We start from the raw sequence: 13,575 nt of genomic DNA on the forward strand, positions 1-13,575 counted from the left end.
TTCAGGTGGGGATCGGCCGGGAATAAACCTGCCACTGGCAGCGTTATTCAGTTGCTTGGGTGACCGGGGCGGCGGACCGCTTCGCGCTGGCCGCTTGCGCCGCGCTGCAAAGGCGCGTTCAATCATCACGGACAGGGCCCCCCAGAACCAGCGGTCATGGACGAAAAGAAGGCAGCAATCCTTGGTGAAATACCGCGTCTGCGCCGCTATGCACGCTCGCTGTTGCGCGACCGCGATTCCGCTGACGATCTCGTCCAGGATTGTCTCGAGCGGGCACTTGTGCGGCTCGACAATTGGCAGACAGGAGAAAGCCCCAGGAGGTGGCTGTTTACGATCATGCATCATTTGTTCATCGACCAGATGCGCAAGGTGAACCGGCGCGGCGAGGCAGCGATGCTGCCGCTCGAGGCGAGCGAGGCGCAGGCAGCACCCGCCGAGCAGGTCGAGAGCATCGCCTCGCGCGAGATCGTCGACGCGCTGCAGGCGATCAGCCCTGACCGGCGCGCGGCACTTGTGATGGTCGCCATCGAAGGGTTTTCCTACGCCGAAGCCGCCAACATCCTTGGGGTTCCCGCCGGCACCTTGATGTCGCGCATCGCGCGCGGGCGCGAGGAACTGCGCGCGCTGCTTGATGATACCGCGCGCCGTCGATCGATAAGGATCGTCGAGAAATGAGCCGACGCGATTTCTCCGAACGCGACATCCACATGGCTCTCGATGGCGAGTTGCCGGGCGACGAGCGGACGGCCTATGAGGCATGGCTCGAGGCCAATGCCGAGATGAAGGCCAGGAGCGCACGCTACGCCGCCGACCGGGCAGCGTTGCGCGCAGCCTTTAACGGCGTGCTGGACGAGCCCGTCCCGGTGCGGCTGACCAAGGTGGTGCTTGGCGAGGCGCCGGTGGTCAGAGTGTCGCCGTCGCGCTCGCGTTGGTGGCTTGCGGCCGCCGCTGCCGCCATCCTGGTGATTGGCGGCGCTGGCGGCTACCTTGCCGGCATCGGCCGCCTCGGCCTGGAAAACACGGCCGAAGACCAGCTTGCCGAAGAGGCGATCGCCGCCCATGTCATCTATGCCGCCGAAAAGCGGCATGCGGTGGAAGTGCCGGCAAGCGATAAGGATCATTTGCAGAGCTGGTTGTCGAACCAGGTGGGTTTGAAGCTCGTCGCACCGGATCTGGCGGCGCAAGGTTTCCAACTGGTCGGTGGCCGGCTGCTGCCTGCCGGCCAGGGCAAGGCCGCGATGCTGCTTTACGAGGACGACAAGGGCGAGCGCATTTCGCTCTTCGTCATCGCCGAATCGGCAGCCAAGGCCAAGGGCACTTATGGGGAAGAAGATGGTCCTGAGGCCGTCTACTGGCTGGACAAGGGTTATGGCTGCGCCGTCGTCGGATCGCTGCCGCGCGAGCAGCTGGCCGCAGTGGCCAAGAGCGCCTATGGCCAGCTTCTGGCGGGCTTGAAAAGCTGAGCAGGATCTCGTTTTTCCGGAGCCGCGCCGATGCCGAAACACGAAGGTCGTTTCAAAGCCTTTGCGCGACCTGCCTGCCTTGAAAACTGTCACAATTCGGCCCTAATCGAGGTGCGATAGCGCTTGCTGAATGCTGGCACTTCGGCTGGTGTGACCGATGTTTAGACTAGGGCAGTTTCCACAACCCAATCGAGGTTTTCTGAGCCCGCATGCCTGCCGAGATTCGCAAGGCCCGCGCGTCCGACGTCGATGACCTCGCCGCCATCGAAAAAGCTGTTTTCTCGAGCGACCGCATTTCTCGTCGCTCTTTTCGCCAACTGATCGAACGCGACACCGCCGAACTGCTGGTTGGCGAGAACGATGGCCACGTCGCCGGCTATGCGGTCGTGCTGTTTCGCAAGGGCAGCGGCGTCGCGCGGCTTTATTCGATCGCCGTCGGTCCATTTTTCGGCGGCCGCGGCGTTGGCCGCCTGCTGCTGGAACAGGCTGAAGCCGCCGCTTTCGAGCATGGCCGCATGATGCTTCGTTTGGAAGTCCGCGAGGACAACCCGCGCGCCATCCAGATCTACGAGCAGAGCGGCTACCGCAAGATCGGTCGTGAACTGGACTACTATGAGGATGGCGCCACTGCGCTGCGCTATGAAAAGACCTTGCGCGGCGACATTCCGGTCGCCACCGAAGTGCCGTTTTATCAGCAGACTTGCGAATTCACCTGCGGACCATGCTGCCTGATGATGGCGATGGCTAACTTCGACCCCGGATTCGTGCCGGATCCGGTTATGGAAATCAGGCTGTGGCGTGAGGCGACGACCGTTTTCATGATGTCGGGGCCGGGCGGCTGCGAACCGTTCGGGCTGGCCGTCGCCGGCTATGAGAGCGGGCTTGCTGCTGAGATCTATGTCTCCTTCTACGGCGCGCTGTTCCTGCAGTCGGTGCGCAGCGAGGACAAGCGCCGGGTGATGGAGCTGGCGCAGGTCGACTTTCGCCGCCGCGCGGAACTTTACGGCATCCCGGTGAATTACCGTTCATTCGGGCTTGACGACATTCGCACCGCGATCGCAGAGGGAAAACTGGTACTGGTCCTGATCAGCGGCTTCCTGATGTTCGGCAAGAAGGTTCCGCACTGGGTATTGGCCATCGGTGACGACGGCGATCATATCCTGATCCACGACCCCTGGGTCGAGGACGAGCGGCAGGAGACGATCCTCGATGCTGCCAACATTCCCGTGCCTTACGGCATCTTCATGAACATGGCGCAATTCGGCCGCGACGGATTGCGCGCCGCCATCACTCTCGGAAAGCGCGACAGCCAATGACCTGGGTCATCCTTACCGGCCGGCAGAACGATCTCGACCAAGTGGCGACGCCGCACAAGATCATCACCAATCGCGACTACCTTGCCCATCCGGCACTGTTTCGCGGTCAGCGGCCGAAGGTAATCAACCTGTCGAACAATTACGGCTACCAGAGCCGCGGCTATTACGCGTCGCTGCTTGCCGGTTCGCGCGGCCATAAGGTCATCCCGACGGTCGAAACGATGATCGACCTGTCAGAACGCAAGCTCTATGAGCACGCGTTGCCGGAACTCGAACTCGCACTCAACAAGTGCCGCAAGGACCTGGGCGGCGCTTTTCCGCAGAAGGTCTGCATCTTCTTCGGCATCGGACCATCCAGGATCTGGGACCGCTTCGCAAAACTTCTGTTCGACTGGTTCCGTGCCCCGGCGCTCGAGGTTCACATCAGGGACAGCGCCGAATGGGCCTCGATCCGCAAGATCGGGTTCCATCCCCTGGCCAGGATGACCGAGGACGAGGAAACGCACTTTCTCCAGTGCCTGGAGACCTACACCAACCGCGAGTGGCGCGACACCAAGGGCCGCACGCCGGCGCGCTACACTTTCGCCACGCTGGTCGATCCGCATGAGGAACTGCCGCCGTCGGAGATTTCGTCGCTGCGCCACTGGGCCAAGATCGCTGAAAAGATGGGCGTCGAAATCGAGCCGATCACCAAGCGGGATCTGGCCAAGCTCGCCAACTACGACGCGCTGTTCATCCGCGAGACCACCTCGATCTCCAATCATACCTACCGCTTTGCCCGCCGCGCCCAGCAGGAAGGTATGCCGGTCATCGACGATCCGCTGTCGATGATCCGCTGCACCAACAAGGTCTATCTCAACGAGCTGATGACCTACAACAAGGTACCGGTGCCGCCGACGGTGATGATTGCTGGCACTTCGGACCTGGAAGTTGCGGCACAGACGCTGGGCTTCCCGCTGGTGCTGAAGATCCCGGACTCCTCGTTTTCGCGCGGCGTCAAGAAATGCGGCACCTTTGAAGAGTTGAAGACGCTCGCAACCGAATGGCTGGAGGATTCCGACCTCCTGATCGCGCAAAAATTCATTCCGACGGAATATGACTGGCGCGTCGGTGTCCTCGGCGGCCAGCCCTTGTTCGCCGTCCATTATCTGATGGCCAAGAAACATTGGCAGATCGTCAATCATAAGGCCAACGGCAAGCCCGACCAGGGCGGCATCAAGACGTTCACCCTGAAGGAAGCACCGGCCCATGTCGTCGAGACGGCGGTGAGCGCGGCGCGCTGCATTGGCGACGGCCTCTACGGCGTCGACCTCAAGGAAACCAGGGACGGCGTCTTCGTCATCGAGGTCAACGACAACCCCAACCTCGACCACGGCTGGGAAGACTCCGGCGAAAAAGACGAGGTCTGGGTGCGGCTGACGCAGTGGTTCCTGGAGCGGCTGGACCGGCCGGGGCGATAATATCCGAACTGAGGGGAAAAAGATGCTGTTCTTCGTAACCGAGGATTTTCGTGGCTGCGACCGCAAGGAGATCTACCGCCGTTTCCGCGACCAGGGCCGCCTGAAGCCGGACGGGCTTCTCGTGCACCACAGCTGGATCGCAGCGGATATGAGCCGCTGCTTCCTGCTGGTGGAGGCCGATGACGTCACGCTCCTGCAGCGGTGGGTCATCGAATGGGCGGATCTGGTCGAATTCGAGATCGTTCCCGTGGCGACGAACAAGGATATGGTGGAGGCATTGAGCGGACATCTCTGACCCGTTGGGAACCTCCTGGTTCGCCACACCTGAATGCCGCCTTCTCCTATCAAGGAATTCGCGGATCGAGCGTCATCTCAAGGAGCCGGTTGCCCGCGCTTCCGCGAGACTGTCGCACTTAGCCGGACTGCCGGATCGTCGCGCTCGACTTCAGCAGCCGATTAATGTCCGACGCCTTTGACGGCACCCCGATCAAATAGCCTTGGGCCTCAACACAACCCTCCTTTTGCAGGAATTCAAGCTGCGCTTCGGTCTCGACACCTTCGGCGGTGACGGTGATGCCCAGCTGTGCGCCAAGCCCGATGATGGTGCGCACGATCGCCGCGGTATCGCGACTGTCGATGTCACGGGTGAAAGAGCGATCGATCTTGATCTTGTCGACGGGAAAGCGCCTGAGGTAGCCCAGCGACGAATAGCCGGTGCCGAAATCATCCAGCGCGATGCGGACGCCCAGATCGCGTAGCTGCCTGAGTGTCTTGAGCACCAGATCGCTCTCGTCCATCAGCACCGTTTCGGTGATTTCCAGTTCAAGCCGGTTGGCCGGCACGCCCGAGAACGCCAGGGCCGAGATAACGCTGCGGGCAAAGGTACCGCTTTTGATCTGTACGGCGGAGACATTGACGGCGATGCGCCAAGCCGCCCAGCCTGCCGCGGTCGTGCAGGCTTTTCGCAGCGCCCATTCTCCAAGCGGCACGATCAGCCCGGTCTCCTCGGCGGCCGGAATGAAGTCGTCCGGCCGTACCAGGCCGCGCACCGGCGAACGCCAGCGCATCAAGGCTTCGGCACCGACGATTTCGCCGGAGGCGATGTTCATGATCGGCTGGAAATCCAGCTCGAATTCCCGGCGCGACAGCGCTGCCCTGAGATCGATTTCGAGCGCCCGGCGTGCCCGCACCATCGCGTCCATGGCTGGTTCGAAGAAGCGGTACAGGTTGCGCCCTTCGCTCTTTGCCCGATAGAGCGCCATATCGGCATTTTTCAGCAAAGTGTCGGCGTCCTTGCCGTCATTCGGAAACAGCGCAATGCCGAGACTGATGCCGACACGCATGTCGTGTCTTTTGTCGCGAAACGGCTTTCCGATGATCTCGACGATGCGTTTGGCCAGCTTTTCCGCGTCGCCCGGGCTTTTGAGATTGAACTGGATGATGACGAATTCGTCGCCGCCGAAGCGGGCGACAACGTCCGTTTCATTGCGCAGGCACCGTTGCAGCCGTTCGGCCACGCATTTCAGCAGCCAGTCGCCGGCGGGGTGGCCCCAGCTATCGTTGACCGCCTTGAAGTGATCGAGGTCGAGCGAGAATATCGCCAGCGATCCGTCTCTCGTCTCACTCAGGGCTTGGTCGAGCCGTTCGCGAAGCATCGAGCGATTGGGCAGGTTGGTCAGTGTGTCGTGGTGCGCAAGATGGGTCATGCGCTCTTCCACGCGCCTGCGCTCGGTGACGTCGTCGAACGTCGCGACCCAGCCGCCGCCGCTCATCGGCCGGCGCGCAACCAGCAGCGTCCTGCCGTCAGCGAGATGGCGATGCGTTACGTGTGTTTTCCCCGCCCGCAGGCAGGCTTCGATTTGCGAGATTTCGCTGTCGGGGTCGAGCTTTGTATAAATGCCCAGTTCCAGCAGCCGCTTGAACGCATCACGGTGGCTCATACCAAGCGGGAAGTCGGCCGGCCTGACATGATAAAGTTCCAGGAAACGTTCGTTGCGCACGATCAGCTTGCCATCCGCATCGTACATCAAAAGGCCTTGCGACATGTTGGCAAGTGCCGCGTCGAAACGGCGGTGCTGCTCCTTCAACTCCTGCTCGGCGCGCCGTTGCTCGGTGATGTCCTCGTAGATCGATACCCAACCGCCTGACGCCAGCGGCCGGTGCGAAATGTTGACGATACGCCCGTCTGCAAGCGTTTCCTCATAGGTGGAAGGTTTTGCCTGGTCGATATAGGGCTTGCGGATAGCATAGAGTTGCTCAGCGCTTTGCGAGGCGATGCCGATATCCACGCTGTGCTGGAGGATGTCGAAAAACCGGATGCCGGGCCGCACCACTTCGGCGTCGAGGCGAAAGATACTGATGTAGTTCCCGTTGCAGATGATCATCCGTTCATCGGCATCGAACATGCACAGGCCATGCGACATGTTCTCGACCGCTGCCGAAAAACGCTCGTTCTGTTCGCGCAGTTCGTCTTCAATAGGTTGCGGCTGACCAACGCCTTTGGCCCTCTGTCGGCGGACGGACGAACCAGCCTTGATACCGGCAACGGGCATGAGGCAAGCCTATGGACCATGGTTAACCATGGCACTGTTGTCCCTGCCGGTTAATTTACCGTTTTCAGCCGGCTGGAACGGCAGTCTGGCGTCGCGACTTTTCGATCGCCGCAAAGCGTTTGAGAAAGGCATTCTGCGCCCAAGTCACCGAGCGCGGCGTGACGTCGAAGCGCTCGGCATTGAAGCCGCGCGGCCGGCCGAAGAACTCCGTCGCCTCTGCCGTCGAAAAACCCGCAAGCAGCGTTGCTTCGAAATAAGCGGCGATCTGATCCGCTCGCTTGATCTCCTTGCGCAGTCCCGCGTCGAGTTCGGCCGGCAGTGAAAAGCGCAGATGGATGGCGCGCTGCAGCCTGATCTCGCAATCCCTGTAGCTGCCGCCCATCACGGATTTGAACGGCGAGATCATGTCGCCGATGACATATTCCGGCGCGTCGTGCAGCAGCGCCGCCAACCGCGCGTCGGCGTCGGCATCCGGCATCAGCTCGCCGACAAGCGTTTCGACCAGCAGCGAATGCTGGGCGACAGAAAAGGCGTGCTCGCCTCTGGTCTGGCCGTTCCAGCGTGCGACGCGGGCAAGGCCATGGGCAATATCGGAGATCTCGATGTCGAGCGGCGAGGGATCGAGCAGATCGAGCCGTCGGCCGGACAGCATGCGCTGCCAGGCGCGCGGCGGCGCCCCGGCGCGATCGGCAGCCATCAGGCGTCCTCCGCGCCGATGGCTTCCCGCGGAAAGCTGAATTTCGCCCAGGACGGGATAGCGAGCGACACGGCGACGTCCTCCGCAAGGATCGGCAGGCCGGCGTCGAGCGCTGCCTTGACCCGGTCGATGCGGGCAATGGCAAGGCCTGTCCTGGCCGCGGTCGAGCCAAGCTGCCCGACCGGTCGCCCCTCCACGGTCAACTCTGCGCGCGAAGTGGGCAGGGTGCGTTCGGCCGAGACAATCAACACCCGACGCCTGGCAGTGCCGCGATGCTGCATGCGCGAGACGACCTCCTGGCCGACGTAGCAGCCCTTCTTGAAGCCGACACCGCCGATCTCGTCGAGCAACACGTCATGCGGAAAAGCGTCGCCGAGCTGGTAGTCCGCACCGCTTTCGGCAATGCCATGGGCGATGCGAAAGGCTTGCCATGCGGCAAGGTCGCCGCCATCTGCGGTGTCATCGTAGAAGCGCTTAACGGCAGTATCGACAAACCGCGCATCAGCAAACGGTGCTGATTCAAATTGCGAAGTGGTTGAATCGCTTCCCCATGCGACGGCCACAACCGGCTGATCCAGCTTGGCAATTTCGACTTTGGCGCGCAATTTGTAGAGCGTCAGCCGGCGCATGAAATCATCGGCGGTCTCGGTACGGCATTCAAGTCGGAAAGCATTTTCGCCGGCGCGCGAGATCAGGAAGTCGAAAAGGATCTTGCCTTGCGGCGTTAGCAGCGCGCCGGGCTTTGCTTCGCTGCTGCCGAGCACGTCGAGGTCGGTGGTCAGGATGTTCTGTAAAAAGTGCTCGGCATCCGGCCCGGACACGGAAACGAGTGCGCGATCTCTGAGCGGGGCAAAGGGCATGGTGGGAAAACGAGCCTGATCTTGCAAAACTATCGGCCATTAGGTAAGCCGCTGGCACTCCCCCCGCAAGAGACCGGATCCGTATGGCCCCCATCTACGATCTCATCCTGACAGGCGGCACCGTGGTCAATCACGACGGCCAGGGTTTTCGCGACGTCGGCATCAATGGTGGGCGCATCGCTGCGATCGGCGACCTCCGCCAGGCGTCGGCCGGTGAGACGATCGACTGCCGCGGGCTGCACATCCTGCCGGGCGTCGTCGACAGCCAGGTGCATTTCCGCGAGCCGGGCCTGGAGCACAAGGAAGATCTGGAGACGGGCTCGCGGGCAGCGGTGCTCGGCGGCGTCACCGCCGTCTTCGAGATGCCGAACACCAATCCGCTGACCACCAGTGAGGCAACCCTTGCCGACAAGGTGCGGCGTGCCACCGGCCGCATGCATTGCGACTTTGCCTTCTGGGTTGGCGGGACCCGCGACAATGCAAAAGACGCTGGCGATCTCGAGCGGCTGCCTGGTGCGGCCGGCATAAAAGTTTTCATGGGCTCGTCCACCGGCGACCTGCTGGTCGAGGACGACGAAGGCGTTGCCTCGATCCTGAGGAACACACGCCGCCGCGCCGCCTTTCACTCCGAGGACGAGTTCCGGCTGCGCGAGCGGCTTGGCGAGCGCATCGCGGGCGATCCGTCCTCACATCCGGTGTGGCGCGACGAGATCGCTGCGTTGCGCTGCACGGAGCGCCTTGTGCGCATCGCGCGCCAGGTCCGCGCCCGGATCCATGTGCTGCACATCTCGACCGCCGAGGAGGTAGGCTTCCTCGAGCAGCACAAGGATGTCGCGACCTGCGAGGCGACGCCGCATCATCTGACGCTGAGCGCCGACGATTATGCGCAGTTGGGCACCCTGATCCAGATGAACCCGCCGGTGCGCGCCACGCGCCATCGCGACGGGGTCTGGTACGGCGTTGCGCAAGGCATCGTTGATGTGCTCGGCTCCGACCATGCGCCGCACACGCTGGCCGAGAAGGCAAAGCCTTATCCGGCGTCGCCGTCCGGCATGACCGGGGTGCAGACGTTGGTGCCGATCATGTTGGATCATGTCAACGCCGGCCGGCTGACATTGCAGCGCTTTGTCGACCTGACCAGCCACGGCCCGCAGCGTATTTTCGGCATCGCCAGGAAAGGCCGTATTGCCGCCGGCTACGATGCCGATCTGACCATCGTCGATCTGAAGCGCCGCGACACCATCGCCAACGCCCAGCAAGGCTCCAAGGCCGGCTGGACGCCTTATGACGGCAGGCAGGTGACCGGCTGGCCCGTCGGCACCATCGTGCGCGGCCGGCGCGTGATGTGGGAAGGCGAGATCGTCACGCCAAGCCAGGGCAGGGCGGTGGAATTTTCCGAGGCGCTGGCGCGCTAGTCGCCGGCGACGAAGAACGTCCATTGTCCGGTCGGCGTGATGCCGACGCGGTAGAAAATGTAGGCACCAAACTGCTTCATGTCGTCATAGTCGCTGGCGGTGACGATCTTGAACAGCTCGACCCGCTGCCTGGCATCGAGCTTGTCCAGCGGCAGGGCGAAGAAATAGGGCCAGACATAGAGATCCTGCGGCGTGCCGGCATCGACATGGACAAAACCGCCACTGAGCACTTCTTCCAGGATGGCGAGAATCTCCTGGCCTTCCGTATCGCCCGAAAGGCCCTTCAGGAAGGCGATCGGGTCGCCCTCGATGTCACCCAGCGACAACTGGGTCATCATGTCGCCCTTGCCGATCAGCGGTCGAAGTTTTTCGATGTCGCCGCTTTTGCAGGCCTCGACTATCAGATCGTGCATGCGCCTGACCGGTTCCGGCAACTTGGCCAGGTCGTAGACGACTTCGGGCACGGGCGCGTCCGGATCGACATGCGGATTGGCCATGCCGCCATCGTTGGCCGGCCCTTTCGGTTCGGTTTGTTCCGGCTCGTCGGATGGCGTCGGCTGGCTGGCCGGTGGTGGCGTCGTGCCGAGCGGGCCGGGCATCGGCACGGTACTTCCGGGCGGCGACATGTCAGCGTCGGGCGGCGGCGTGACCGGTGAGGGAAGGTCTTCGCGCTTGATCTCGCTGAGGGCTTGAGAGGGACTGCTCGCAAGAAACAGTGCAGAAGGAATCATGGCGCAGGAAGCGGTGAACCAAATGCTGAGGACCAGGCCGCGCGGCTTGCCTGATATCGAAAAATTCACCGCCTGCTACTCCCTGGTTCCAGCCCATCCATGTGCCCGGACACGATGTCCGGCGGCGCGCCGTCGTCAAAGAACGGGGGTCAGTGACGCAGTCTTTCGGGCTCGAAGGCCCCGGCAATCACCTTTTCACGCATGCGATCGAGCAGGGCAAGCGCCGAGGTCTCGCCATTGGTGCGCAGCATTTCGCCGAATGCCGTTTCGAGGGCCGCCTCGGCGATGATTTCCGGCTCGATCCCGGCCGACAATCCTTCTGCCCAGGCTTCGCTGTGGCTTTCCACGGCGGTCAGGCGCTTTTCTTCCCTGACCAGCGCGTCGATGTCGTTGACGCCATGTTCCATTGCGATGTCCACCCTTTCAAGCGGTGATCCGTTGGACAGGGATCAAGCTTGAGTTGTCCTTTTACACGCAGGCGCAGTAAGTATTTGTAAATGCGACATTTTTTTGGTCGTCGTCTACAAATTCCGTCGCGTCCAGCAAACCTGCGTCCGATCCGTTTCAAACTTAGCCGATTAGGCAGGCCAAGGGGACGGAAACCTTCAGTTTGAGTTAATTTCACATCTGCGCGCTAACGTTTCGTTAACATAGTTGCAAAAGTGCAACATCAGGTTTGCACCAAGACCTCACTCGAGGCAAGCGGAGAAGCGTCGAACGCGTCCGCCGCAACGGCGCCGACCCTTGATGCGGCTTTTCCGCAAAGCGGCTGCCGCCGTCAGTTTCCGTAGCGCGAGGCGATGTCGCGAGACAGCGTCTCGCCTTCCTTCATGTAGCGGCTGATGGCTTCCGTCGCCGAGGCCGTGCATTGCGTATAAGTACCGCCGAACGACCGGTAGCCGCGGTTGAAGCTGGCGATGAAGCGGGCGCGCCGCTCCGGGTTCGGATTTTCCGATGCGATCAGTTTTTCCATCTCGGCTCGCCACCGATCGCCCTTCTCGCCACACAGATTACGCAGGAAATGCAGCGAGCCGAGCACTTCCGCCAGCCGCATCAGCCCGGGCTCGAACGGTGCTTCGGCGGCAATCGCCGGGCGCGCACCGACAACCACACTGACGGCGAGGCATGCGGCGAGAAACGAAGACGTGCGGCTCATGGGTCCTTGTGCTGAAACAATTTGTCGCCTGCAAGGCGGTTCTCTGGCTCAGATCTCGCCGTCTTTGTCGGGACCGAGTAGATCGTCGGCAATTTCAAACACTGCATCGGCGAGCGGCATCGCTGTCATTTCGGCCAGCGTATAGAAACCCGCGGTCTCGGCATCGTCGCTGGCCACCGCCTCGCCGCCAGCATACTCGGCCCCAAACACCGTCAGCCAGTAGTCGACAGGATGCCCGTCGCCGCTGCCGTCGATGTGGATTTCCCGCAGCGGCCGGTAGCTGCGCGCCTGCAATCCGGTCTCTTCCAGCAATTCGCGCCGTGCTGCCTGTTCCAGCGTCTCGCCGGCTTCGACCTTGCCGCCGGGAAAGGCATGGAGACCTTGCGAGGGCGGCCTGGCCCGCTTGACCAGCAGCACCGTGTTCTCGCGCACGACGCAGACCGAGACTGCCGGAATGATCTTGCGTGCTTCCATGGGCTTCGGATCGCTCGATTGGCATAGCCCGTTGTGGACCGGCCGCCGGCGAACAGCTTTAGCGGTTGCGAAAGGCGGATTCCATGGCCACTTTCACATGCCATCAATTCGAGAGCTGAATTCATGTGCGGACGCTTTGCTTTGACGGCCACTCCGGACCAGACCGCCGCCTTTCTCAGCCTAGCGGAACTTGAGGAGTTTCCGGCCCGCTACAACATCGCGCCGACGCAGCCGGTGCTGATGGCGTTCGCCGGATTGCCACAGGCGCCGGGCTCGAACCTGCCCGACCGCCGCTCGATGCTGGTGCGCTGGGGCCTGATCCCGGCCTGGGTCAAGGATACGCGTAACTTCCCGCTGCTGTTCAACGCGCGTTCTGAGGGGGCTTCGGAAAAGGCGTCGTTTCGCGCTGCCATGCGCCATCGGCGCGCCCTGGTACCGGCTTCGGGATACTACGAATGGCACCAAACCGGTGGCAGAAGAGGGCAGCCCTATTGGGTGCGGCCAAGGGGTGGCGGGCTTGTCGCCTTCGCCGGGCTGATTGAGACCTATGCCGAGCCGGGCGGCTCGGAAATGGACACCGGCGCCATTCTGACCGCCCACGCCAATGCCGACACTGCCCATATCCACGACCGCATGCCGGTGGTGATCCATCCCGAAGATTTCGCGCGCTGGCTGGATTGCCGCACGCTCGAGCCGCGCGACGTGGCCGATCTGCTGAGACCCGCCCAGCTCGATTTCTTCGAAGCGATCCCGATTTCCGACCTCGTCAACAAGGTCGCCAATACCGGGCCGGAGATTCAGGAGAAGGGCGTCGTCGAGCTTGAGCCCGACAAGGTCAAGCGCCGGAAGTCCGGCGCGAACGACAGTCAGATGAGTTTATTTTAGCAAAAGCTACTATTACTGGTTCGCCGTGAGCGCCTCAATCTTTCCCGACGGCATTCTCAGGCAGCGCGCGGCGAAACGATTTTTTGCGCCGGCTTCTTCTTCTTCGCGGTGTGCAGAAGAGCTGCGACGATTGCTGCCGGGCCGATCGCCCGGTAATGGCTGGCGAGCGCCGGTTGCTTGGCGCGGTTGGATTCTTGCTTAGGCATTGTTCTCTTCCCTGGTAACGTCTTCGTGTCTGCGTTTGCTGGCCGAATCCGACCAAATCGTGACGCTTGCTGATCTAGCCGGCGAATGTTTCATCACAGTGCCGACCTGTTTAATAAAATGTTTCAGTGGCTCAATTCCTGTGAGCCAACGATATTTTTGGCGAAGGTAGCGACTTGACGGCAACACCGGGCAAGGCGATAAAGCCGGCCATGAGAACGTCTTTCGCCATTTGTGGCATTTGCATTATTGGCTAGCCTCGCGCTGGTCCTGGACGTTTTCGCCTCATCTCCTCCCAGATTGGACAAACGCCCCGGCCAGCAGGCTGGAGCCGATTCGCGCCTCGGCGTAACCGACTCCAT

Annotated in this window: 15 protein-coding genes; 7 read left to right on the forward strand and 8 right to left on the reverse strand. The window is 62.1% G+C overall.

What is annotated here, in order from left to right; genetic code table 11:
- The first annotated feature begins 156 nt into the window (after positions 1-156).
- The 5 genes from NKH04_RS23840 (at position 157) to NKH04_RS23860 (ending at position 4,534) form a co-directional block, all read left to right on the forward strand.
- Complete coding sequence (locus NKH04_RS23840) at positions 157-675, forward strand: sigma-70 family RNA polymerase sigma factor (protein WP_023719875.1); 519 nt, start codon at positions 157-159, stop codon at positions 673-675.
- Entirely contained in the window at positions 672-1,463 is a 792-nt protein-coding gene (locus NKH04_RS23845) for an anti-sigma factor family protein (protein ID WP_352471054.1), read from the forward strand. Before NKH04_RS23840 ends, NKH04_RS23845 begins: the two co-directional genes overlap by 4 nt.
- A gap of 209 nt (positions 1,464-1,672) precedes the next feature.
- Positions 1,673-2,779 carry a peptidase C39 family protein gene (locus NKH04_RS23850; RefSeq protein ID WP_353045060.1) on the forward strand — a complete coding sequence of 369 codons (1,107 nt, stop codon included), beginning with the start codon at positions 1,673-1,675 and terminating at the stop codon, positions 2,777-2,779.
- The gene (locus tag NKH04_RS23855) at positions 2,776-4,239 is read left to right on the forward strand and encodes a RimK family ATP-grasp domain-containing protein (RefSeq protein ID WP_352471056.1); all 1,464 of its coding nucleotides are present in this window, start codon (positions 2,776-2,778) and stop codon (positions 4,237-4,239) included. The genes NKH04_RS23850 and NKH04_RS23855 overlap by 4 nt, the downstream gene beginning before the upstream one ends.
- Before the next feature lie 22 nt (positions 4,240-4,261).
- Entirely contained in the window at positions 4,262-4,534 is a 273-nt protein-coding gene (locus NKH04_RS23860; RefSeq protein ID WP_352684554.1) for a DUF3303 domain-containing protein, read from the forward strand.
- 118 nt (positions 4,535-4,652) lie between these two features.
- Here the strand turns inward: NKH04_RS23860 and NKH04_RS23865 are convergent, their stop codons facing one another.
- The 3 genes from NKH04_RS23865 to ygfZ form a co-directional block, all read right to left on the reverse strand.
- Positions 4,653-6,791, reverse strand: coding sequence for a putative bifunctional diguanylate cyclase/phosphodiesterase (locus NKH04_RS23865; protein ID WP_352871505.1), 2,139 nt, complete (start codon positions 6,789-6,791; stop codon positions 4,653-4,655).
- Positions 6,792-6,855: 64 nt separating this feature from the next.
- The gene (locus tag NKH04_RS23870) at positions 6,856-7,488 is read right to left on the reverse strand and encodes a YfbR-like 5'-deoxynucleotidase (RefSeq protein WP_023719870.1); all 633 of its coding nucleotides are present in this window, start codon (positions 7,486-7,488) and stop codon (positions 6,856-6,858) included.
- Positions 7,488-8,348, reverse strand: coding sequence for a CAF17-like 4Fe-4S cluster assembly/insertion protein YgfZ (gene ygfZ / locus NKH04_RS23875; protein ID WP_352871502.1), 861 nt, complete (start codon positions 8,346-8,348; stop codon positions 7,488-7,490). The genes NKH04_RS23870 and ygfZ overlap by 1 nt, the downstream gene beginning before the upstream one ends.
- Before the next feature lie 83 nt (positions 8,349-8,431).
- On the opposite strand from ygfZ, the gene NKH04_RS23880 reads away from it, so the two are divergent.
- Complete coding sequence (locus NKH04_RS23880) at positions 8,432-9,763, forward strand: dihydroorotase (RefSeq protein ID WP_352540781.1); 1,332 nt, start codon at positions 8,432-8,434, stop codon at positions 9,761-9,763.
- On the opposite strand, the gene NKH04_RS23885 is transcribed toward NKH04_RS23880, so the two are convergent.
- From NKH04_RS23885 to NKH04_RS23900, 4 genes are all read right to left on the reverse strand, one after another.
- Entirely contained in the window at positions 9,760-10,563 is an 804-nt protein-coding gene (locus NKH04_RS23885; protein WP_353045061.1) for a hypothetical protein, read from the reverse strand. The two genes, NKH04_RS23880 and NKH04_RS23885, sit on opposite strands and share 4 nt — an antisense overlap.
- Positions 10,564-10,643: 80 nt before the next feature.
- Positions 10,644-10,901 (reverse strand): hypothetical protein, encoded by a 258-nt coding sequence (locus NKH04_RS23890; RefSeq protein WP_023677749.1) that lies wholly within the window; start codon positions 10,899-10,901, stop codon positions 10,644-10,646.
- 371 nt (positions 10,902-11,272) lie between these two features.
- Complete coding sequence (locus NKH04_RS23895; protein ID WP_023677748.1) at positions 11,273-11,650, reverse strand: TIGR02301 family protein; 378 nt, start codon at positions 11,648-11,650, stop codon at positions 11,273-11,275.
- A 48-nt stretch (positions 11,651-11,698) separates the two neighbouring features.
- Positions 11,699-12,124: an NUDIX hydrolase gene (locus tag NKH04_RS23900; protein WP_352871499.1), complete on the reverse strand. Its 426-nt coding sequence runs from the start codon at positions 12,122-12,124 to the stop codon at positions 11,699-11,701.
- A gap of 123 nt (positions 12,125-12,247) precedes the next feature.
- Between NKH04_RS23900 and NKH04_RS23905 the strand changes: the two genes are divergently transcribed.
- Positions 12,248-13,009 carry an SOS response-associated peptidase gene (locus NKH04_RS23905; protein ID WP_352871497.1) on the forward strand — a complete coding sequence of 254 codons (762 nt, stop codon included), beginning with the start codon at positions 12,248-12,250 and terminating at the stop codon, positions 13,007-13,009.
- A 56-nt stretch (positions 13,010-13,065) separates the two neighbouring features.
- On the opposite strand, the gene NKH04_RS23910 is transcribed toward NKH04_RS23905, so the two are convergent.
- On the reverse strand, positions 13,066-13,215 hold the full coding sequence (locus tag NKH04_RS23910) for a hypothetical protein (RefSeq protein ID WP_023677745.1): 150 nt from the start codon (positions 13,213-13,215) through the stop codon (positions 13,066-13,068).
- Positions 13,216-13,575 lie beyond the last annotated feature (360 nt).

This window comes from Mesorhizobium sp. M1365 (assembly GCF_040317865.1).
In the GTDB taxonomy this organism is placed as follows: domain Bacteria; phylum Pseudomonadota; class Alphaproteobacteria; order Rhizobiales; family Rhizobiaceae; genus Mesorhizobium.